The following is a 22,149-nucleotide window of genomic DNA, read 5'->3' on the forward strand; positions in this document are numbered from 1 at the left end:
TTCTTCCGATCCTGGGCGGGCTATGCTGCCGCCCATGATCGTGCTGTTCACGGATTTCGGCCTGTCCGGTCCCTACACCGGGCAGGTCAAGGCGGCCCTGGCGCAGCAGGCGCCCGGCGTTCCGGTGATCGACCTGTTCGCCGACGCCCCCGCCTTCGACCCGCAACTCTCCGCCTATCTGCTGGCCGCCTACGCCCCCGCCCTGCCGCTGGGCAGCGTCTTTCTGTGCGTGGTCGATCCCGGCGTCGGAACCGACCGCCATCCGTTGATCGTCGAGGCCGACGGGCGGCTGTTCGTCGGTCCCGACAACGGCTTGTTCGCGATTCTGGCCCGGCGCGCCGCGACTCTGCGGGTCTGGCGGATCGACTGGCGACCGGAACGGCTGTCAGCCAGCTTTCACGGGCGCGACCTGTTCGCGCCCGTGGTCGCCCGTTTGGCGCTGGGGCAGGGGGTGGAGCGAGGGGCGTTGGACCCGGCGGCCATCGCGCGGCCCGACTGGCCGGATGATCTGGCGCGGATCGTCTATGTGGACGTCTACGGCAACGCCATGACCGGGCTGCGCGCGGCGACCCTGCCGGACTCCGCCCTGTTGCGGGTCGGCGAACGCGCGGCGCGGCGGGGCCGGACCTTCGCCGACGTCCCGGCGGGGGCGGCGCTGTGGTACGAGAATTCCAACGGTCTGGCGGAAATCGCCGTGAATTGCGGGCGGGCCGACCGGGATTGGGGATTGGCGGCGGGGGATTGGGTGGTGGTGGGGTAGGGGAGGTTTTGGCCGCGTTTCGGCTTCGATGGCCCCCTCCCTAACCCTCCCCCGCTAACGCGGGAGAGGGGATTGCCGCCGCCTCCCTGCAAAGCTCCCTCTCCCGCGAAGCGGGGGAGGGTTGGGGAGGGGGCAAAAGGCGCTTACCCGATAAAACTCAAATCGACTTGGTGTCGAGCGCGTAACCCGCTGACCGCACGGTGCGGATCAAATCCAGTTCGGTTTCTTCGTTCATCGCCTTGCGCAGGCGGCGGATGTGGACGTCGACCGTGCGCGGCTCGACGTAGACGTCATGCCCCCACACCAGATCCAGAAGCTGTTCGCGCGAGAAGACGCGCCCCGGATGCTGCATGAAATGGCGCAGAAGGCGGAATTCGGTCGGGCCGAGATGGACGTCGCGCCCGTTGCGGCGGACCCGGTGAGCCGCCAGATCCATGGTGACGTCGGCGAATTGCAGCGTCTCGTCGGTCATGCCGGGCGAGGCGCGGCGCAGCACGGCGCGCATGCGGGCGACCAGTTCGGTCGGCGAAAAAGGCTTGGTGATGTAATCGTCGGCGCCGGAATTCAGGCCGCGCACCCGGTCGCCTTCTTCCCCGCGCGCCGTCAGCATGATGATCGGGATGTCGCGGGTCTTGGCGTTGCGGCGAAGCTGGCGGCAGACCTCCAGCCCGCTCATCAGCGGCAGCATCCAATCGAGCAGGACGATGTGCGGCGTCTGCTCCCCGGCCAGCAGCAGGGCCTCTTCGCCGTCGGTGGCGGTGACGACGCGGAAGCCATCCTTTTCCAGGTTGTACTTCAGCAAGGTGACGATGTCGGCCTCGTCCTCGACGATCAGGACGAGCGGCTTCAGCGCCGCGTTCATGGTGGCTCCGTTGACTGCGCGCGCTTCGACGTTACCCAGCATCTTCTTTTCCTTCAACAGAACAAGGCGTCAAGCCCGCCCGAAACTCCCCCTCCCAAGACGGGAGAGGGAGAGCGCGGCGGCGATCAGCCGTAACGGCCGGTGATGTAGCCCTGGGTGCGCTCGTCGCGCGGGTTGGTGAAGATTTCCTCGGTGTCGTCGCACTCCACCATGTCGCCCAGATGGAAGAACGCGGTCTTTTGGGAGACGCGGGCCGCCTGCTGCATGTTGTGGGTGACGATGACGATGGTGAAATTCTCACGCAGTTCGTCGATCAGCTCTTCGATGTGGGCCGTCGCGATGGGGTCGAGCGCGGAGCACGGCTCATCCATCAGGATGACTTCCGGGCTGACGGCGATGGCGCGGGCGATGCACAGGCGCTGCTGCTGACCGCCCGACAGGCCGGTCCCCGGCTCGCGCAGGCGGTCCTTCACCTCGTTCCACAGACCGGCGCGCTGCAACGACTTTTCGACGACCTCGTCCAACTCTTCACGACCCGTGGCCATGCCGTGGATGCGCGGGCCATAGGCGATGTTGTCGTAGATCGACTTGGGGAACGGGTTCGGCTTTTGGAACACCATGCCGACGCGGGCGCGGAGCTGCACGGCGTCGATGCTCTTGCCGTAGATGTCCTCGCCGTCGAGCGCGATCAGGCCATCGACCCGGCAGTTCTCGATGGTGTCGTTCATCCGGTTCAGGCAACGCAGGAAGGTGGATTTGCCGCAGCCCGACGGGCCGATCAGCGCCAACACCTTGTTTTCCTGAATCTCGACGTTGATGCCCTTCAGCGCCTGCTTGGCCCCGTAGAACACCTTGACGTCGCGGGCGATCATCTTGTTCGGCACGACCGTTGCGGAACGCGCGGCGGCTTGCGGCTTGGTGTGGATCTGGGTCTGGACGCTCATGGCTTACCACCGCCTCTCGAATTTCTTGCGCAGGAAAACGGCCAACCCGTTCATCACGATCAGGAAGCCCAGCAGGATCATGATGGCCGCCGAGGTGCGTTCGGTGAAGGCGCGCTCGGGGCTGTCGGCCCACATGTAAATCTGAACCGGCAACACGGTCGCGCTGTCGGTCAGACCGTGCGGAATGTCGACGATGAAGGCGACCATGCCGATCATCAGCAACGGCGCGGTCTCGCCCAGGGCGCGGGCCATGCCGATGATGGTGCCGGTCAGAATGCCCGGCATCGCCAGCGGCAACACATGGTGCGTCACCGTCTGCAACGGCGAGGCGCCGATGCCCAGCGCGGCTTCGCGGATCGACGGCGGCACCGATTTCAGGGCGACGCGGGCGGAGATGATGATGACCGGCAGGGTCATCAACGCCATCACCAGACCGCCGACCACCGGCGCCGAACGCGGCAGACCGAAGAAGCCGAGGAACACCGCCAGACCGAGCAGACCGAAGATGATCGACGGCACGGCGGCGAGGTTGTTGATGTTGACCTCGATCAGGTCGGTCCATTTGTTCTTGGGCGCGAACTCTTCCAGATAGACCGCCGCCGCGACCCCGATGGGAACCGACAGCGCCATCGTCACCAGCAGCGTCAACATCGAGCCGACGATGGCGCCCCAGATGCCCGCCTGTTCGGCCTCGCGGCTGTCGCCGGCGGTGAACAGGGTGGTGTTGAAGGCCTGAACCAGCGACCCTTGCGCGACCAGCGCGTCGATGGCGGCGATCTTCGCCTCGCTCAGGCGGCGCTCGGCCTCCGGCGCGTTGCGGGAGAAATAGCCTTTGACGAACTGGTCGATCTCGTCGTCCGACCGCACCCAGACGGTTTGCGTCGTGCCGACGATGGCCGGGTTCTGCTTGACCAGCGCCTCCAGCTCATAGGGCGCGCCGGACGAGAGCAGCTCGTTCAGCGTCCGCTTGCCAGCGCGATCGGTGATCTGCGGGAACTGGGCGTAGAGCGCCTGACGGAGGATAGCGACGTAGTTCCGCTCCTCCACCTGGGCCTTGTCCAGCGTCACCTCAAGACGGATCTGCGACTGCCAGAAGGCGGTGTAACCCTTCGACACGATGGAGGTGAGCAGCACCACCAGCATCATCGAGGCCAGCGCCAAGGCGGCGACGCCCGCGATCTTGAAATTGCGCTCGGCGGCGTAGCGACCGCGCAGGCGACGAGCGAACTCTTCGCTCTGGTAATGGGATTTGGCGGCGGTTACGGACATGGCCCGCGTATCCTGTTGCACGAGATCAGTCATATTTCTCTCGATACTTCTGGACCACCCGCAGGGCGACCATGTTGAGGGAGAGAGTGACGAGGAACAGCACAAGGCCAAGGCCGAAGGCCGACAGCGTCTTGGGGCTGTCGAACTCCTGGTCGCCGACCAGCAGCGTGGCGATCTGCGTCGTCACCGTCGTCACGGCGTCCAGCGGGTTGGCCGTCAGATTGGCGGTCAAGCCCGAGGCCATGGTCACGATCATCGTCTCGCCGATGGCGCGGCTGACCGCCAGCATGACGGCGGCGACGATGCCGGGCAGGGCGGCGGGGATGACGACCTGACGGATGGTTTCCGACTTGGTCGCGCCCAGACCGTAAGAGCCGTCGCGCAGCGACTGCGGCACCGCGTTGATGACGTCGTCCGACAGCGAGCTGACGAAGGGGATAATCATCACGCCCATGACGATGCCCGCCGACAGCGCCGATTCAGAGCTGACGTCAAGGCCAAGCCCGTGCCCGATCGAACGGACGAAGGGGGCCATGGTCAGCGCGGCGAAGAAGCCGTAGACCACCGTCGGGATGCCCGCCAGAATTTCCAGGATCGGCTTCAGCCAGGTCCGCACGTTCGGATTGGCGTATTCCGACATGTAGATCGCCGACATCAACCCGACCGGAACCGCCACGACCATGGCGATGACGGTGATGAGCAGCGTGCCGGAGAAAAGCGGGATGACGCCGAAGGACCCCGACGAGCCGACCTGATCCGCCCGCATCGCCATCTGGGGACTCCAGTGGGTGCCAAGCAGGAAGTCGATGGGGGAGACGACCGAGAAGAAGCGCAGCGCCTCGAACAGCAGCGACAGGACGATGCCGACCGTCGTCAGAATGGCGACCATCGAGCAAACGACGAGCGCGACGCTGACCACCCGCTCCACCCGGTTGCGGGCGCGCAGGTTCGGGCCGATGTGCTGGCGGCCATAGGCCAGCCCAGCCACCGCCAGGCTGGCGCCGATGGCCAGAAGGCTCCAGTCGCTGATCGCGCGCAGGCTGTTGTAATGGGCCGCCGCCGCCGTCACCGCCGGATCAACCTCGCGCCCGGTGGAAATCCCATGGGCGATGTTGAGAATGTCGGCTTTCAGCAGGTTCAACACCTGGGGATCGCCGCCGCTCAGCCGGTCGGGCAGGGCCGACATGACCATGCGCATGATGAGCCAGCCTTCCGAGGCCGTCCACAGCACGAACAGGAACAGCGCGGGCAGCCCGGCCCACAGGGCGACGTAGAAGCCGTGATAGGACGGAACCGAGTGAAGCTCGACAAGACGACCACCGACGGAGGCGGCCGCACGCGTCCGGCCCATCTGGTAGCCGGACACGGTGAGCAAGGCCAGGATGAGGACAAGAACTGTGATCTGCATGCGGAACCGCCGGGTCGGGGGCCAAAGACGCCCACTTCAACGCGCGAAACGGCGGCCCCGTCAAGGGCTGCCGTCCGCGCGTCGCGTCAGGATCAGAGGTGGAGCGGCGTCAGGTTGATCGCCGAGCTGCGGGCCGCCTCGCGGGCGTCCTTCGGCTCGGGGATCAGGCCCTTGTCGACCAGATAGCCGTCGTCGCCCATGGCGCGGTCGGCGGTGTATTCGGCCAGGAACTCGCGGATGCCGGGGATGACGCCCGCATGCGCGTTCTTGACATAGACGAACAGCGGACGCGACAGCTCATACTTGCCGCTGGCGACGTTTTCGGCGGTCAGCTCGACGCCGTCCATCTTGGCGGCCTTCAGCTTGTCGCGGTTCTGGTCGATGTAGCTGTAGCCGAACACGCCGAAGGCCGACGGGTTGGCGTTCAGCTTCTGAACGATCAGGTTGTCGTTTTCGCCGGCTTCCACATAACCGCCGTCTTCGCGGATGGTCATGCAGGCCTTCTCGAACGCCTTTTCGTCGGCGATGATCGCCTTGACGTCCTTAACCTTCTTGCAGCCTTCGAGCATGGCCAGCTCGTTGAAGGTGTCGCGCGTGCCCGAGGTCGGGGGCGGGCCGATGACTTCGATTTCCTCGTTCGGCAGCTTGGCGTCGATGTCCGACCACTTCTTGTAGGGGTTGGCGACCATCTTGCCGTTGACCGGAACTTCCTTGGCCAGCGCCTTCCAGATCACGGCGGTGCTGAGCGCGACGTCCGGGCCTTTCTTGGAATAGGCCAGCGCGATGCCGTCATAGCCGATCTTCAGTTCGGTGATCTGCGTGACGCCGTTGGCGGCGCACTGCTCGACTTCCGACTTCTTGATGCGGCGCGAGGCGTTGGCGATGTCCGGATGGGCCGGGCCGACGCCGGCGCAGAACAGCTTCAAGCCGCCGCCGGTGCCGGTCGATTCGATGACCGGGGTCTTGAACTTGCCGCCCTTGCCGAAGGCTTCGGCGACGGCGGTGGTGAAGGGGAACACCGTGGACGAGCCGACGGCGCGGATCTGGTCGCGCGACTGCGCTTGAGCGGAGGTGCTGACGCCAGTGACGGCGACGGACAGAGCCACGGCCGCCGCTGCGGTGAAGACGTGCTTCCTGGTAATCACGGGTAAACCCTCCGAATTGATCTGATGGTTCGCGGGCGCGGCCCGCTGGCCTTGCCCCGTTGCGCGAAGTGGCTCGAACACCCCATCCGCGTTTCGCCGGACCTTAGTCAGGGAGGGAGACGCAATGATTACGGATTTATGACAGTTTCGTGACGTCGTGTCCGCGACGTATGCCCACCATGCCCAAAACGGGCGCATGCTGGGCGAACTCTGGATTCAGGCCCGTCATCCGGCCTTGCGCCGAGCCGCCGCGTCGGACACTTCGTCCGCCGCAGGAAGATAGACGGTGAAGGCGCTGCCAATCCCGACCTCGCTCTCGATGGTCAGGCGTCCGCGATGGCGGTTGAGAATGTGCTTGACGATAGCCAACCCCAGCCCGGTTCCCCCCATGGCGCGGGAGCGCGCCGCGTCCACCCGGTAAAAACGTTCGGTCAAACGGGGCAGGTGGGTCCGGGCGATGCCCTCGCCCTGGTCGCGCACCGACACCGACACCATGGCCGCGCCTGCGCGTCCGGCCCGACGGCCAACGGTGGGAAGCCCGGCGAAACCGACCGCCGAACCGTCAACCAGCGCGACGCTGACCGTCACGTCGCTGTTTTCACGGGTGTATTTGATCGCGTTGCTGACCAGATTCTGGAAGACTTGCGTCAACTGGTCGTCGTCGCCAACCACGCGCGGCAACCCTTCCGGCGCGTCCAGGATCAGCCGGATCCGGCGTTGCGCCGCCTTGATCTCCAGCGCGGCGATGACGTTTTCCAGCTCGTCCAGCACATCGACTCGACCGTTGGGCGGCATATGCTCGTCCAACTCGATGCGCGACAGCGACAGGAGGTCGTTGACCAGACGGCTCATCCGGCTGGCTTGATCGTGCATGATGGCCAGGAAGCGTTCCTGCGCGTCGGGATCGTCGCGCGCCGGTCCTTGCAGCGTTTCGATAAAGCCCAGCAAGGAGGACAGCGGCGTCCGCAGCTCGTGGCTGGCGTTGGCGATGAAGTCGGCGCGCATCTGTTCCGACCGGCGGGCGGCGGTGACGTCGTGCAGCGCCAGAATGGCCATGCGAACGATTTGCGGTGGCGGCAAGGGCGCGGCGACGACTCCGTCAATGGGATCCGGCAGCGGATCGGCGACGGGCAGGCTGCGCTGAAAAGGCTTCACCTGCGCTTCAAAGGTCCGCTCGACCGGCACCGGCAGGGTGAATTCGATGACCCGCGTCGCCCCGCCGCGCAGCACGGCGTCCACCGCCTCCAGCACATGCGGGTTGCGCAGGGTGGAGGCCAGATCGCGGCCCAACACCTTGTCGCCGAACAGCTCTCGCGCCGCCAAATTGGCCCGCGCCACCTGCCGGGAAGCGTCCATCACCACCAGCGGATCGTGCAGCGCGTCGAGAATCGAGTCGTTGGCGTCCAGTTGAGCCTGAACGCTTTCCGTCCGCCGGGCGGCGGCGCGGTGCAGCCGGGCGACCGCCGCGACCAGCCCCCCCATCGCCACCGGATGTCCCGCCGGAGGCGTCGGACTCCCCGCGTCGCTCAGCCGGGTGGCGTAATCCGCCACAGCGGCGGCCTCGCGCTGGTGAATCCGCAAGGCCAAGGCCGCGCCCAGCAGCGGCAGCAAGCCGACCAGAGCGGCCAAACCGGGCCGCAAGGCTTCGGACCGGACCGCCAGCGCTAGCGCCAGCAGCAGCGGCGCCAGCATCAGGCCAACGGCGATCATCAATCGGAAGGGCGGCATCGCCTTGAGGCGCATGGCGGCACCGGAATGGTGGAAGGGACAAACGATGCGCCGTTTTACACCATCACTGTGTCTCTTGCGCGATGGTCACAAAAGATTCACTCGCGCCGCACACCAAGGCGTGCGCTCCACCGCAATCCCGAAGGATCGCGGGGGAGCGGGCCACAGCGCCTCTTACCAGGGCGACCTCTTACCAGGGCAGCGAATCATGCGCCGCCAACGCGGCGGCGGTGACGATGTCGTTGACCGACGATCCCATGCTGACGATCTGGGCGGGCTTGTCCAAACCAATCAGCAACGGGCCGATCATCTGGCCGCTCGCCATCTTGCTCAGCAGCTTGGCCGAGATGTTGGCCGAATGCAGACCGGGCATAATCAGCACGTTGGCCGGGCCGTTCAGCCGCGAGAAGGGGTAAACCCGCTTCATCAACTGGTAATCCAGCGCGACGTCGGCGGACATTTCGCCGTCATACTCGAAATCGACGCGGCGGCTGTCGAGGATGCCCAGCGCCTCGCGGATCGGGTCGGTGTTGGGGTGCGGCGTCTGCCCGAAGTTGGAGAAGGACAGCAGCGCCACGCGCGGCTCATGCCCCATCTGTCGGGCCTTGGCGGCGGCGCCGACGGCGATGTCGGCCAACGTCGCCCCGTCGGGACGGACATGCACCGTGGTGTCGGCGATGAAGACCGTGCGGTTGCGGGTGATGAACAGATGCAGGCCGAACACCGGCTCGCCAGCCTTGGCGTCGATGACCCGGCGCACCTCTTCAAACGCCACGCCGAAGCTGCGGGTCAGGCCCGTCACCATGGCGTGGGCGTCGCCCTGCGCCACCATGCAGGCGGCGAAGACGTTGCGGTCCTGGTTCACCATCCGCTGGCAATCGCGCAGCAGGGCGCCCTTGCGTTGCAGGCGACGGTAGAGATGGTCGCTGTAACGGCGGTTGGCGTCGGACAGGCGGGCGTTGTGGATTTCAAAAGTCACGTTGGGCTGGCCCATGGCCGCCAACTGCTCCTTGATGACCTCTTCCCGACCGATCAACACCGGCGTGCCATAGCCCGCGTTGCGGAAGGACATGGCGGCGCGGATCGTCCGCTCCTCCTCGCCCTCGGCGAAGACGACGCGGCGCGGGTTGGTCCGCACCTTTTCCAGGATCAACTCCAGGCTGTCCGCCGTCGGATCCAGGCGGGTGCGCAGGGTGTGGCGGTAGGCCGACAGATCGACGATCGGCTTGCGCGCCACCCCCGATTCCATCGCGGCCTGCGCCACGGCGGCGGGGATGGTGACGATCAGGCGCGGGTCGAAGGGCACCGGGATGATGTATTCCGCGCCATAGCGCAGACGACGGCCCGAATAGGCGGCGTCCACCTCGTCCGGCACATCCTCGCGCGCCAAAGCGGCGATGGCCTTGGCGGCGGCGACCTTCATCGCCTCGTTGATGGTGGTCGCCCGCACGTCGAGCGCGCCCCGGAACAGATAGGGGAAGCCCAGGACGTTGTTGACCTGGTTGGGATAGTCCGACCGCCCGGTGGCGACGATGGCGTCGCCGCGCACCGCCTTGACCTCTTCCGGGGTGATTTCCGGGTCGGGGTTGGCCAGCGCGAAGATGATCGGCTTGGCGGCCATCGACTTGACCATCTCCTGCGTCATCGCCCCCTTGGCCGACAGACCGACGAAGACGTCGGCCCCGGCCACCGCCTCAACCAGCGTGCGGCGGTCGGTGTCGGTGGCGAAGGCCGATTTCCACTGGTTCATGCCCTCGGCGCGGCCGCGATAGACGACGCCCTTGGTGTCGCACAGCGTGATGTTTTCACGTGAAACACCGACGGTGCAGAACAGCTCGGCGCAGGCGATGCCCGCCGCGCCGGCCCCGTTCACCACCATCTTGACGTCCTTGATGTTCCGCCCGGTGATGTCGCAGGCGTTGATGAGACCGGCGGCGGCGATGATCGCCGTGCCGTGCTGGTCGTCGTGGAACACCGGAATGTCGAGCAGTTCGCGCAACCGCTCTTCGATGATGAAGCAGTCGGGCGCCTTGATGTCTTCCAGATTGATGCCGCCGAAGGTCGGGCCGAGGAAGCGCACGCAATTGACGAACTCGTCCACGTCGCGGGTGTCGACCTCCAGATCGATGCCGTCCACGTCGGCGAAGCGCTTGAACAGCACCGCCTTGCCTTCCATCACCGGCTTGCCCGCCAGCGCGCCCAGATCGCCCAGGCCAAGCACCGCCGTGCCGTTGGAGATGATGGCGACCAGATTGCCCTTGGCCGTGTAGTCGTAGGCGAGCGAAGGATCCTCGGCGATGCGCAGGCAGGGCACCGCCACGCCGGGCGAATAGGCAAGCGCAAGGTCGCGTTGCGTCGTCAACGGCTTGGTCGCCGTGATCTCCAGCTTGCCGGGCCGCCCGCTGGAATGCAGCAGCAGGGCTTCTTCGTCGGTGACGCGCTTGTTGTCAGACATGGGTGTCGTGTTCCTCAACGGAGAGCTGATGCCCGTCGGTCGTCGTTGGGCCTGCTGCGGTTGTGTCCCGGTGGGTCTCGCTGCCGACGGTGGGGTTGCGATGTTAGCCTCCCCACCGTGGCGTCGCCAAGCCCGCTTTGCGGTTTCCCGCACGAAAGATGCAAAAAAAGAGCCGTCTGCGACATAACCCGTCATGAAGCGGCAACAAGCCGCACGCGGGCCGTCCGATTCCGCCCGCCTCGACAAAGCTCCAGCCTCCCTCTCCCGCGAAGCCTACGGCATTCACCCATCTTTTTCTTTCCGCAACCAATTGAAATAAAACGGATTTTCCGTCATCCCCGCGCAGGCGGGGATCCAGAGTTTGCCAGACGAACCCTATGGGTAAGTCTGGATTCCCGCCTTCGCGGGAATGACGGAGAAAAGTTCTTTTTCTTCCAATGAGTTGCCTAAACTGAAGATGTGTGAATGCCGTAGCCCGCGAAGCGGGGGAGGGTCGGGGAGGGGGCAAGCGTTTCCCGCATGGCCGTCGCGATTTGGCGGGAGCGCAAACCATGTCTACAGTGCCTTCACATCCCTTCTCGTCCTTCCCATTCCGTCGGAGCCATCCGCTTGTCCCTGACCCCGCAGGAACGCCGCCTCACGCTGGTCATCGCGGCGGTGCAGTTCATCAACATCCTGGATTTCATGATGGTGATGCCGCTTGGTCCCGATTTCGCCAAGGCGCTCGACATTCCGGTCGCCCACATCGGCTACATCGGCGGCAGCTACACGGCGGCGGCCAGCGTCGCCGGGCTGCTCGGTTCGCTGTTTCTCGACCGTTTCGACCGGCGCAAGGCTCTGGCCGTGGCGATGGCCGGGCTGGTGCTGTCCACCGCGCTGGGCGGGCTGGCCTGGGATCTGCCCTCGCTGCTGGCCGCCCGCGTGCTGGCCGGACTGTTCGGCGGCCCGGCGGTCGCCATCGCCATCGCCGTGGTCAGCGACAGCGTGGCGGCGGAGCGGCGCGGGCAGGCGACCGGCATCGTCATGTCGTCCTTCTCGCTGGCCGCCATCGCCGGGGTGCCGGTGGGGTTGGAGTTGGCCCGACTGGGCGGCTGGCGGTTGCCCTTCTTCGCCGTGGCCGCCGCCGGTCTGATCGTCGCCGCCGTCGCGCTCGCCATTCTGCCGCCGCAGCGCGGCCATCTGACCAGCGAGACCGGCCCCGGAGTTTGGGTCCGCTTCACCGCGCTGTTGACCCGGCGCAAGACCTGGCTGGCCTACGCCACCGTGGCTTTGGTCCAGATCCAGCAATTTATGATTATTCCCAACATCGCCTCCTATGTGCAGGGCAATCTGGGCTTCCCGCGCGAGCATTTGGGGCTGTTCTATCTGATTGGCGGCAGTTTGAGCTTCCTCACCACGCGCTGGGCCGGGCGGCTGGTGGACCGGATGGGGGCGTCGCCGGTGACGTTGGCGGGGACGGTTGGTCTGACGGCGGTCATCTACGTCGCCTTCATCAACTACCCGGTCTGGATGCCGGTGCTGGCGGTGTTCCCGCTGTTCATGATGTTCATCGGCATCCGCATGGTCGCCAACGGAACCGCCCTGTCGCGCGTTCCCGACCCGGCGGAGCGCGCCGGATTCATGGCGCTGGTCTCCGCCGTGCAGCACATGAGTTCGGCCTTTGGCGCCTTTCTGTCCGCCCACATCCTGGAAAACGCGGCGGATGGCGCGCTGGTCCATGTTCCCTTCATGGCCACGGTGTCGATCGGAATCGGCCTCGCCGTGCCGCTGCTGACCCTGTGGCTGGAACGCGCCTCGCGCCCCGCCGTTGCGGCGCTGGACGCGGTGGGGCGGAGTCGGTAGCTTGCGCCGACTTGACAACCGACCGTTTGGATGACGCCCATGCGCCCCTCAGGCCGCGCCCTCGATCAATTGCGCACCGTCTCGCTTGAACCCGGATTCAGCAAATACGCCGAAGGGTCCTGCATGGTGCGCTTCGGCAACACGCATGTGCTGTGCACGGCCAGCGTGGACGAGACGGTGCCGCGCTTTCTGAAGAACACCGGCCTCGGCTGGGTCACGGCGGAATACGGCATGCTGCCGCGCTCCACCCACAGCCGCACCGACCGTGAAGCCGCCAAGGGCAAGCAGTCGGGCCGCACGCAAGAGATTCAGCGTTTGATCGGCCGCGCGCTCCGCGCCGTCACCAACCGCGCGGCGATGGGTGAGAAGCAGATCAAGATCGACTGCGACGTCATCCAGGCCGACGGCGGCACCCGCACCGCCGCCATCACCGGCAGCTACGTCGCCCTGCATCTGGCCTTCCAGCATCTGATCGACATCGGCGCGCTGAAAACCATGCCGTTGACCGATCAGGTCGCCGCCGTGTCCTGCGGCCTCTACAAGGGGAACGCCGTTCTCGATCTGGATTACCCCGAGGATTCCAACGCCCAGGCCGACGCCAATTTCGTGCTGACCGGCAAGGGCGGCATCGTCGAAATCCAGGGCACCGCCGAGGAAGCCCCCTTCACCGAACCGCAATTCCTGGAACTGCTGGCGCTGGCCCGCAAGGGCGTGGACGAGCTGGTGGCGCTGCAAAAATCCGTTCTCGGCGTCAAGTAAGGGCCAATGACCATGAGCGCGCCCCGCCGCTTCACCGGCGACACCCTGGTGATCGCCAGCCACAACGCTGGCAAGGTCCGCGAGATCGCGGAACTGCTTGGCCCCTACGCGGCGCATTTCACCACGGCGGGGGCGCTTGGCCTGCCGGAACCGGAAGAGACCGGCGACAGCTTCGTCGCCAACGCCGAATTGAAGGCGCGGGCGGCGGCGGCGGCGGGACACGTCGCGCTGGCCGACGACAGCGGGCTGGTGGTTCCGGCGCTGAACGGCGATCCCGGCATCTATTCCGCCCGTTGGGCCGGGCCGGAGAAGGATTTCAGCCTCGCCATGCGCAAGGTGGAAGAGGGGTTGGCGGGCAAGACCGACCGTTCGGCCTATTTCGTCTGCGCCCTGTCGCTCGCCTGGCCTGACGGCCATGTCGAAACGGTGGAGGGCCGCTGTTACGGCACGCTGGTGTGGCCGCCGCAGGGGGAGCACGGCTTCGGCTATGACCCGATGTTCCGCCCCAACGGCCACGCCATCACCTTCGGCGCGATGGACCCGGCGGAAAAGCACGACATGAGCCACCGCGCCGACGCCTTCGCCCAGTTGGTGGAGCGTTGCTTCCAGTGAGTCCTGATCCGGGCTTCGCCGCCCCCGGCTTCGCCATCTATGTCCATTGGCCGTTCTGCAAGTCGAAATGCCCCTATTGCGACTTCAACAGCCATGTCCGCGAGCGGGTCGATCACGACCGCTGGCGGGCCGGTCTGTTGCGCGAGCTGGACCATTACGCCGACCAGACCGCCGGACGCCGCGTCACCTCGGTGTTTTTCGGCGGCGGCACCCCGTCCTTGATGGAACCGGCGACGGTCGGCGCGGTGATCGACCGCGTCGCCCAACGCTGGTCGGTCGCCGACGGGCTGGAAATCACGCTGGAGGCCAACCCGACCTCGGTCGAGGCCGACAAATTCCGCGCCTTCCGAACCGCCGGAATCAACCGGGCGTCGCTGGGCATCCAGGCGTTGGACGACACGGCTTTGCGCTTTCTCGGTCGTCAGCACAGCGCGGCGGAAGCCACCGGGGCGATCACGCTGGCCGCGACGATCTTTGACCGCTTTTCCTTCGACCTGATTTACGCCCGCCCCGGCCAGAGCGTCGCCGCGTGGGAGGCCGAGTTGACGCAAGCGCTCGACCACGCGGTCGACCATCTGTCGGTCTATCAGTTGACGATCGAGGAGGGGACGGCCTTTTTCCCCCTGCACGCGCGCGGCGATCTGGTGTTGCCGGACGAGGATTTGGCCGGTGATCTCTATGAGGCCACGCAAAGCCTGCTGAGCCGCGCCGGCCTTCCGGCCTATGAGATTTCCAACCACGCCCGCCCCGGCGAGGAAAGTCGCCACAATCTGACCTATTGGCGTTATGGCGACTACATCGGCGTCGGGCCGGGCGCGCATGGCCGTTTGACCCTGGACGGTGAAAAAGTCGCCACCCGCGCCCACCGCGCCCCGGAAATCTGGCTGGAGCGGGTGGAACGCGACGGCCATGGCGCGGCGTCGCCCGATCCCATCGATCGGCGCGCGCGCGGCGCCGAGTTGCTGATGATGGGGCTGCGGCTGACCGAAGGCGTTCCGCTCGCCCGTCTGGTCGAGGAATCCGGCCTGGATCTGGGGGCCTTCATCGACCCGGCGGCCCTGAACCGGCTGACCGACGGCGGGTTCTTGACCGTTGAGAACGACCGCCTGCGCGCCACCCATGAGGGGCGGCAAAGGCTGAACGCGGTGCTGGCGGCCTTGCTGGCCTGAGTCGGGCGGGGTAGGGATGGGAAAACCTATGCCCCCACCCTAACCCTCCCCCGCCAACGCAGGGGAGGGGATGACAGCCAAGCCCGCAAAAGGCCCCCTCCCTTGCGAAGCGGGGGAGGGTTGGGGTGGGGGCATTCCCGCAACCACTCATCCCAAAGGAACACCCTCTGCATGCGCATCACTCTGGTGGTCGCCGCCGCCGCCAACGGCGTGATCGGCAAAGACGGCGGCCTGCCCTGGGATTTACCCAGCGATCTCAAGCGCTTCAAAGAGTTGACGCTGGGCAAACCCATCCTGATGGGCCGCAAGACCTGGGACTCGCTGCCGCGCCGCCCGCTGCCCGGTCGCGACAATCTGGTGGTCAGCCGAACGCAAGCGACGGGACCGCGCGACGGCGCCCAGTGGTTTCGCGATCACACCGGCGCGCTGGATTGGGCGCGCAAGGTGGGTCCGGCGGAGCTGTGCGTCATCGGCGGGGCCGCTCTGTTTGCGGATATCATGCCGCTGGCCACCCGCATCCACTTGACCCGCATCGACCACGCCATCAACGGCGACACCATCCTGCCACTGCTTGGCGACGGTTGGGTCACGCGCTGGTCAAGCGACCCGCAGGAGGAAAACGGCCTGCGGTTCCAGTATGTTGATTATGAACGGGACAGGGTTGGAGAGGGGTGAACCCCGCCAACCACGCCCCCAAAAGCCTTACGCCTCGCCGCCCAGCCGGTGCAGCACGTCGTCCAACTGGTCCAGCGTCTGGTAATGGATGGTGATGGTCCCGCGTTGGCCCTGCGGGTTGATCGCCACCTTCAGCCCAATCCGGGCGGAAATTTCCTCTTCCAGATTGAGCAGATTGACGTCCTTGACCGCCGGGGCTTTCGCCGCGCCGCCGGATCCGGCCTCGCCCTTGCGGGGCTTGGGCTGGTCGCCGCGCATCAAATCTTCGGTTTGCCGCACGTTCAGGCCGCGCGCCACCACCTCGCGCGCGACCGACGCCGGATCGCTCGCCGTCAACAGCGCGCGGGCGTGACCGGCGGACAACGCGCCGTCCTGCACCATGGCCTTGACCGGGTCGGGCAGGGCGAGCAGGCGCATCATGTTGGCGACGTGGCTGCGGCTCTTGCCCAGCGCGCGGGCCAGATCCTCTTGCGTGTGGTCGAACTCGTCCATCAGGCGGCGGTAGCCCTCCGCCTCTTCCAGCGGGGTCAGATCCTGGCGCTGGATGTTCTCGATCAGGGCGATTTCCAGCGCCTCGCGGTCGCTGAGATCGCGGATGATGACCGGAACCTCGTGCAGACCGACGATCTGCGCCGCCCGCCAGCGGCGTTCGCCCGCGATCAACTCATAGGCGTTCGCCGTCTCGGGATCGCGGCGGACCAGCAGCGGCTGCAAGATGCCCTTGTCGCGGATCGACTCGACGAGGCCCTGGATGGCCTCCTCGTCGAACTTGCGGCGCGGCTGGTATTTGCCGGGATGGACGAATTCGATGGGCACCTGTTTGGACTGGCGCACCTTGTCCAGCGCCGAATAATCCTCCGTCACCTCGCCAAAGAGGGCGGACAGGCCACGGCCGAGACTGGCGCGGCGCGCCCCCCCGCCATCCATACGCTTGGCGTCGTCGATCATGCGCACAGCCTCTTTTCGCGGCGCAGCACCTCGCCCGCCAGATGGATGTAAGCCTGCGACCCCGGGCAACGCATGTCATAGATCAGCACCGGCTTGCCGTGCGACGGCGCTTCGGAAACCTTGACGTTGCGCGGAATCACCGTTTCGTAAACCTTTTCGCCGAAGAAGCCCCGGACGTCGGCGGCGACCATGTCGGACAGATTGTTGCGCTTGTCGAACATGGTCAGCACCACCCCGTGAATGTCGAGGTTGGGGTTGAAGGCGCGCTTCACCCGTTCGATGGTGCGGACCAGATGGCTGAGACCTTCCAGCGCGTAGAACTCGCACTGCAACGGCACCATGACCGCGTGCGAGGCGACCAGCGCGTTCAGCGTCAACAGACCCAACGCCGGGGGGCAGTCAATCAGCACGTAATCATACTCAAGCGCGCTGTTGGCCACCGCCTCGCGCAGGCGGAACTCGCGGCGTTCGGCCCCGACCAACTCAATCTCCGCGCCCGACAGATCGACAGAGGAGGTGATGATCGACAGGTTCGGCACGGCGGATTCGATGGCGGCGTCTTCCAACGGCACATTGTCGAACAGCACGTCGTAAATGCCGATCCGCCGGTCGGAGCGTGGAATGCCCAAGCCGGTGGAGGCGTTGCCCTGCGGATCAAGGTCAATGACCAGCACGCGCTTGCCGATGACGGCGAGCGCCGTGGCCAGATTGATGGTCGTCGTCGTCTTGCCAACGCCACCCTTCTGGTTCGCGACAGCGACCACGCGGGCGGGAGGAGTGATGACGTCGGACATGGCAGCCTCTTGGGAAGCCTCGGGACAGGAGAGGGGCGGCGTCGCGCGGGTCTCAGACACGCGCGATTCCGCTCACACGCAAAATGGTTCCGGTGGGATCGGTGCGGCTGTCAAAACGTTCGGCGCGCATTGTCCAGCTTTTGGCGGCGGCGGTCAATTCGTCGTCCAGAGCCTGCCCCTTCAGGAACAGCCCAACCCGCTGCGGCCCCATCAGGGGAACCGCCCAATCCAGCAAATCGGCGACCGGGGCCAGAGCGCGGGCGGTGACGACGTCGGCGGCAAGGCCGCTGACCGCCTCGATCCGCTTGTTGTGAACGGTGACGGCCACGCCCGCGACCCGCGCCGCCTCGCGCAGAAAGGCGGCCTTGCGCGAATCGCTTTCGATCAAATGAACCTCGGGCACGCCCAGGATCGCCAACACCAGACCGGGGAAACCGGCGCCGCTGCCCAGATCGACCAGCACGCGGGCCGGATCCGGCAGCAGCGGCAGAAGCTGCGCCGAGTCATAAAAATGACGCCGCCACAGATCGGGCAGGGTGGAGGGGCCGACCAGATTGATTTTCGGCTGCCACTTGCGCAGCACCGTTTCATAGGCGGTCAGCCGGTCGAGCGTTTCACGTGAAACACCCGTGGCCTCTTGAAAGGCCGAAGCGTCGAATGGAGCCATCATTCCGCCGCCTGCAAATCGCGCCGCTTCACATGGCGCAGCAAGGACACCAGCGCCGCCGGGGTCATGCCGGGAATCCGCGCCGCCGCGCCCAGGGTCGCCGGACGGGACTGGCGCAGCTTTTGCCGGATTTCCGCCGACAGGCTGCCGATGCCGTCCACGTCGAGATCCTCGGGCAGAACCAACGCCTCATCCTTGCGGAAGGCGCGAATGTCGGCCTCCTGCCGTCCGAGATAACCGGCGTATTTACCGTCAATCTCCAACTGCTCGGCGATCTCCGGCCCGATCTCGGCCAACTCCGGCCACAGGCGGGTCAACACCGACAGGTCGATGTCGGGATAGCGCAGCAGATCCGCCGCGCTGCGCCGCACGCCGTCCTGGTTGACGGCGACGCCCTGGCGCAGCAATTCCACCGGCGTCGCTTGCAGCGCGTTGACCAGAGCGCGACCGACCTGCAAGGCGTCGCTCTTGGCGGCGAAGACCTCGCGACGGTGGGAGCCGACGCAGCCGATGGCGACGCCCTTGGCGGTCAAACGCTGGTCGGCGTTGTCGGCGCGCAACAGCAGCCGGTATTCGGCACGCGAGGTGAACATGCGGTACGGCTCGTTGGTGCCGCGTCCAATCAGATCGTCGATCAACACGCCGATGTAAGCGTCGGCGCGGTCAAGCACGAAGCCGTCGGTCGAACCGCCCGCCGTCAGGGCGGCGTTGATTCCCGCCATCAGACCTTGCGCCGCCGCCTCTTCATAGCCGGTGGTGCCGTTGATCTGACCGGCGAGGAACAGACGCGGGGCGCGCCGGGTTTCCAGCGTCGGCTTCAACTCGCGCGGGTCGACGTAATCATACTCAATGGCGTAGCCGGGGCGGATCATCACCGTGCGTTCCAGGCCGGGCATGCTCTTCAAGATGCCAAGCTGAACGTCGCGGGGCAGGGAGGTCGAAATCCCGTTGGGGTAAACGGTGGGATCGTCCAAGCCCTCCGGCTCCAGGAAAATCTGGTGACGCTCCTTGTCGGCGAAGCGCACCACCTTGTCCTCAATGGACGGGCAATAGCGCGGGCCGGTGCCGGTGATCTGGCCGGAATACATCGGCGCGCGGTGCAGGTTGGCGCGGATCAGGTCATGCGCGGCCTGCGTCGTCCAGGTGATGGCGCAGTCGATCTGCGGCGTGTCGATCCGCTCGGTCAGATAGGAGAAGGGCGGCGGCGGCAAATCGCCGGGCTGCTTTTCCAGCGCGTCCCAATCAATGGTGCGCCCGTCCAAACGCGGCGGCGTGCCGGTCTTCAAGCGGCCAAGCGGGAAGCCCAAGCGAGCCAGCGTGTCGGACAAACCCAGCGACGGCGCTTCGCCGACGCGGCCCGCCGGGGTGCGTTCCTCGCCAATGTGAATCAGGCCGCGCAGGAAGGTGCCGGTGGTCAGCACCACCGCCCCGGCGGCGACGCGCTCGCCCGCGCCGGTGACGACGCCGGTGATTCGACCGTCGCCATCGACGATCAAATCCTCGGCCCCGCCCGCCGCGATGGTCAAATTCGCCTGTTCGGCCAACAGGCTTTGCATCGCCCGACGGTACAGCTTGCGGTCGGCCTGGGCGCGCGGGCCGCGCACCGCCGGTCCCTTGCTGCGGTTCAGGATGCGGAATTGGATGCCGCCCCGGTCGATGGCCTTGGCCATCACGCCGTCGAGCGCGTCAATCTCGCGCACCAAATGCCCCTTGGCCAGACCGCCGATGGCGGGGTTGCAGGACATCTCGCCAATGGTTTCGATTTTGTGGGTCAGCAGCAGGGTGCGCGCGCCCATGCGCGCCGCAGCCGCAGCCGCTTCACAGCCGGCGTGGCCGCCGCCGACAACGATGACGTCAAAGCTTTGCATGGCCGGGACCATACCCGAAGCGCTGGGCTTCGCCAAGGGGGAGGCTGTCGGCGTCCCGCGCAAGGCGGCGATGTTTCACGTGAAACACCGCCGCCCCCCATCCGATCCAAGCGTCGCGCGCTCACTTGCCGATGCAGAAATCCCGGAAGATGATGTCGAGCAAATCCTCGACATCGACCCGCCCGGTGATGCGGCCCAACGCCCGGCTGGCCAAGCGAATGTCCTCCGCCGCCAGTTCCGGCAAGGGGGCGGTCAAGGCCCGATCCAGCGCCGTGCGGCACTCGTCAAGCGCGGCGCGGTGGCGGGCGCGGGTCAAAGACGGGGCGCCGCCCATCGCCAGACGGTCGGCGCTAAACGCGGTTAAACGCTGCTCCAGATCGCGCAAACCCGCCCCGGTGCGGGCCGACACAAGAACCGGAGCCGCGCCAGCGATGGCGGTCGGCGTCGCCGTCGCCACGTCGCATTTGTTGAGAACCACGACGCTGTCGGCGTCGATCAGGGCCAGCGTCGCCGGGTCCAGATCGGGCAGGGCGGTCGCGTCGAACACGGCCACCTTCACGTCGGCCCGCGCCGCGCGGTCGCGCGCCCGGCGGATGCCTTCCTCCTCCACCTCGTCGGCGGCGGCCTCGCGCAGGCCCGCCGTGTCGGCCAGCACCACCGGATAGCCGCCCAGATCCAACTGCACCTCGATGATGTCGCGGGTGGTTCCGGCGCGGGCCGAGACGATGGCGGCGTCGCGCCGGGCCAGGGCGTTCAGCAGGCTGGATTTCCCGGCGTTGGGCGCGCCGACGATGGCGATGTGCAACCCCTCGCGCAGCCGCTCGCCGCGCCCGCCGTCGTTCAGATGGTCGGCGATCTCGGCCAACAGACGCTCGATCACCGGGCGCACGGCGTCGGCGACGCCGCCCGGCAGATCGTCTTCGGCAAAGTCGATGTCGGCCTCGATGTGGGCGAGCGCGCGGGTCAGACGGTCGCGCCAACCGTCGTAGAGCCGTCCGAGCGCGCCGTCCATCTGGCGCAGGGCCTGGCGCCGCTGCGCCGTGGTTTCCGCGTCGATCAGATCGGCGACGGCCTCGGCCTCCGTCAAATCCAACTTGCCGTTTTCAAAGGCGCGGCGGGTGAATTCGCCGGGTTCGGCCAGACGCAGGCCGGGGCGGGCGGCCAGGGCGCCAATCACCCCGGCGACCACCGCGCGCCCGCCATGCAGATGCAGCTCCACCACATCCTCCCCGGTGAAGCTGGCCGGGGCTGTGAAGCGCAGAACCAGCGCGTCGTCCAGCGCGTCGCCGCTCGCCGGGTCGCGCAACGTGACCAGAGCCGCGCGGCGCGGCTCCGGCAGAGGCCGGTTTGTCAGAGCGGCCAGCGTCGCGGCGGCGTCTGGCCCGGACACGCGAACCACCGCCACGCCGGAGCGTCCGGGCGCGGTGGCGAGCGCGAAAATGGTCGCGGTCATTGGTGAATGATCCAGTCTCAGCCGCGCTGATCCGAGCGCAACTGGTCCGGGCGCAACTCCCGTTGCTCCGGCGTCAGCATCAGCCGCTCCACCCGACGGCCTTCGACCAGATGGGTTTGCAGAATGGCGTCGACATCCTCGGTGGTCTGATAGACGTACCAAACCCCTTCGGGATACACGACCAGCGTCGGCCCCAATTCGCAACGGTCCAGGCATCCGGCGGCGTTGATGCGCACGCGGCCGTCCAGGCCCAACTCACGGGCGCGCACCTTCATATAGTCGCGCAGCTTTTCCGACCCGTGGGCGGCGCAGGAGCCGCGCTTGTGCCCGTCAGGGCGGCGGTTGGTGCAACAAAACACATGGGCTTCAAAATAAGGCTTCGGGTCGCTCACGTTCGTCCTTCCTGTTTAAGGGCCGAGGACATCTGGGTCCAAAACATCTTCTGGAATTGCTCCATGCCCTGAAGCCCGGCGGGAAGCCAGGTCTTCAGCATGGTGTCGGGATCCATCGCCTGGAGATTGGCGCTCATCCGCTCCTGAATCTCCCGCATCATGGCGTCCTGCATCGGCTTGACGTCCGGCAGGCCCAGAAAATGCCGGGCCTCGTCCGGGGTGCAATCGATGTCGATGGTGATCTTCATGCCCGAACCCCTCTGGCGACGCGGAGGAGGGAACTCATCCGCACAACAGAAATTTTGGGGTTGAGCGCCGCGTCGGCTCATGCCCCACTATACAGATAGGGCGCACTGGCGCAACGCCACCACCACCCCACCTTATTCGCAACGCCACAGC

The 22,149-nt window shown here is 66.5% G+C and carries 20 protein-coding genes; 6 read left to right on the top strand and 14 right to left on the bottom strand.

Annotated elements, in window-relative coordinates:
* Positions 1-34 precede the first annotated feature (34 nt).
* Positions 35-760: an SAM hydrolase/SAM-dependent halogenase family protein gene (locus ACODS4_RS01585; RefSeq protein WP_488860314.1), complete on the top strand. Its 726-nt coding sequence runs from the start codon at positions 35-37 to the stop codon at positions 758-760.
* A 157-nt stretch (positions 761-917) separates the two neighbouring features.
* Here ACODS4_RS01585 and phoB read toward each other — a convergent pair whose 3' ends face one another.
* The 7 genes from phoB to ACODS4_RS01620 form a co-directional block, all read right to left on the bottom strand.
* Positions 918-1,622 carry a phosphate regulon transcriptional regulator PhoB gene (gene phoB / locus ACODS4_RS01590; RefSeq protein ID WP_119832470.1) on the bottom strand — a complete coding sequence of 235 codons (705 nt, stop codon included), beginning with the start codon at positions 1,620-1,622 and terminating at the stop codon, positions 918-920.
* Positions 1,623-1,747: 125 nt separating this feature from the next.
* A complete protein-coding gene (pstB, locus tag ACODS4_RS01595) occupies positions 1,748-2,566 on the bottom strand; it encodes a phosphate ABC transporter ATP-binding protein PstB (protein ID WP_488860039.1) in 819 nt (272 codons plus the stop codon).
* Between the two features lie 3 nt (positions 2,567-2,569).
* Positions 2,570-3,835 (bottom strand): phosphate ABC transporter permease PstA, encoded by a 1,266-nt coding sequence (pstA, locus tag ACODS4_RS01600; RefSeq protein ID WP_488860041.1) that lies wholly within the window; start codon positions 3,833-3,835, stop codon positions 2,570-2,572.
* 25 nt (positions 3,836-3,860) lie between these two features.
* Positions 3,861-5,243, bottom strand: coding sequence for a phosphate ABC transporter permease subunit PstC (gene pstC / locus ACODS4_RS01605; RefSeq protein ID WP_488860043.1), 1,383 nt, complete (start codon positions 5,241-5,243; stop codon positions 3,861-3,863).
* A 92-nt stretch (positions 5,244-5,335) separates the two neighbouring features.
* Entirely contained in the window at positions 5,336-6,388 is a 1,053-nt protein-coding gene (locus ACODS4_RS01610) for a PstS family phosphate ABC transporter substrate-binding protein (RefSeq protein WP_488860045.1), read from the bottom strand.
* A gap of 225 nt (positions 6,389-6,613) precedes the next feature.
* Positions 6,614-8,131, bottom strand: coding sequence for an ATP-binding protein (locus ACODS4_RS01615; protein WP_488860047.1), 1,518 nt, complete (start codon positions 8,129-8,131; stop codon positions 6,614-6,616).
* Between the two features lie 175 nt (positions 8,132-8,306).
* Positions 8,307-10,571 carry an NADP-dependent malic enzyme gene (locus ACODS4_RS01620; RefSeq protein ID WP_488860049.1) on the bottom strand — a complete coding sequence of 755 codons (2,265 nt, stop codon included), beginning with the start codon at positions 10,569-10,571 and terminating at the stop codon, positions 8,307-8,309.
* 609 nt (positions 10,572-11,180) lie between these two features.
* Here ACODS4_RS01620 and ACODS4_RS01625 point away from each other — a divergent pair.
* The 5 genes from ACODS4_RS01625 (at position 11,181) to ACODS4_RS01645 (ending at position 15,628) form a co-directional block, all read left to right on the top strand.
* Complete coding sequence (locus ACODS4_RS01625; RefSeq protein WP_488860051.1) at positions 11,181-12,413, top strand: MFS transporter; 1,233 nt, start codon at positions 11,181-11,183, stop codon at positions 12,411-12,413.
* A 39-nt stretch (positions 12,414-12,452) separates the two neighbouring features.
* Complete coding sequence (rph, locus tag ACODS4_RS01630) at positions 12,453-13,172, top strand: ribonuclease PH (RefSeq protein WP_488860053.1); 720 nt, start codon at positions 12,453-12,455, stop codon at positions 13,170-13,172.
* A gap of 12 nt (positions 13,173-13,184) precedes the next feature.
* Positions 13,185-13,784 carry an RdgB/HAM1 family non-canonical purine NTP pyrophosphatase gene (gene rdgB / locus ACODS4_RS01635; protein WP_488860055.1) on the top strand — a complete coding sequence of 200 codons (600 nt, stop codon included), beginning with the start codon at positions 13,185-13,187 and terminating at the stop codon, positions 13,782-13,784.
* Positions 13,772-14,953, top strand: coding sequence for a radical SAM family heme chaperone HemW (gene hemW, locus ACODS4_RS01640; protein WP_488860057.1), 1,182 nt, complete (start codon positions 13,772-13,774; stop codon positions 14,951-14,953). The genes rdgB and hemW overlap by 13 nt, the downstream gene beginning before the upstream one ends.
* A 171-nt stretch (positions 14,954-15,124) precedes the next feature.
* A complete protein-coding gene (locus ACODS4_RS01645; RefSeq protein WP_488860058.1) occupies positions 15,125-15,628 on the top strand; it encodes a dihydrofolate reductase in 504 nt (167 codons plus the stop codon).
* 27 nt (positions 15,629-15,655) lie between these two features.
* On the opposite strand, the gene ACODS4_RS01650 is transcribed toward ACODS4_RS01645, so the two are convergent.
* The 7 genes from ACODS4_RS01650 to ACODS4_RS01680 form a co-directional block, all read right to left on the bottom strand.
* Positions 15,656-16,576 (bottom strand): ParB/RepB/Spo0J family partition protein, encoded by a 921-nt coding sequence (locus tag ACODS4_RS01650; RefSeq protein WP_488860060.1) that lies wholly within the window; start codon positions 16,574-16,576, stop codon positions 15,656-15,658.
* The gene (locus ACODS4_RS01655; protein ID WP_488860062.1) at positions 16,573-17,370 is read right to left on the bottom strand and encodes a ParA family protein; all 798 of its coding nucleotides are present in this window, start codon (positions 17,368-17,370) and stop codon (positions 16,573-16,575) included. The genes ACODS4_RS01650 and ACODS4_RS01655 overlap by 4 nt, the downstream gene beginning before the upstream one ends.
* Positions 17,371-17,422: 52 nt before the next feature.
* Positions 17,423-18,037: a 16S rRNA (guanine(527)-N(7))-methyltransferase RsmG gene (rsmG, locus tag ACODS4_RS01660; RefSeq protein ID WP_488860317.1), complete on the bottom strand. Its 615-nt coding sequence runs from the start codon at positions 18,035-18,037 to the stop codon at positions 17,423-17,425.
* Entirely contained in the window at positions 18,037-19,917 is a 1,881-nt protein-coding gene (mnmG, locus tag ACODS4_RS01665) for a tRNA uridine-5-carboxymethylaminomethyl(34) synthesis enzyme MnmG (protein ID WP_488860318.1), read from the bottom strand. The genes rsmG and mnmG overlap by 1 nt, the downstream gene beginning before the upstream one ends.
* Before the next feature lie 109 nt (positions 19,918-20,026).
* Complete coding sequence (gene mnmE, locus ACODS4_RS01670; protein ID WP_488860064.1) at positions 20,027-21,358, bottom strand: tRNA uridine-5-carboxymethylaminomethyl(34) synthesis GTPase MnmE; 1,332 nt, start codon at positions 21,356-21,358, stop codon at positions 20,027-20,029.
* Positions 21,359-21,375: 17 nt separating this feature from the next.
* Positions 21,376-21,750, bottom strand: coding sequence for a (2Fe-2S) ferredoxin domain-containing protein (locus tag ACODS4_RS01675; RefSeq protein ID WP_488860066.1), 375 nt, complete (start codon positions 21,748-21,750; stop codon positions 21,376-21,378).
* Entirely contained in the window at positions 21,747-21,998 is a 252-nt protein-coding gene (locus ACODS4_RS01680; RefSeq protein WP_488860068.1) for a DUF6489 family protein, read from the bottom strand. The genes ACODS4_RS01675 and ACODS4_RS01680 overlap by 4 nt, the downstream gene beginning before the upstream one ends.
* Positions 21,999-22,149: the final 151 nt, after the last annotated feature.

It is taken from the genome of Azospirillum sp. FG154 (genome assembly GCF_057809575.1).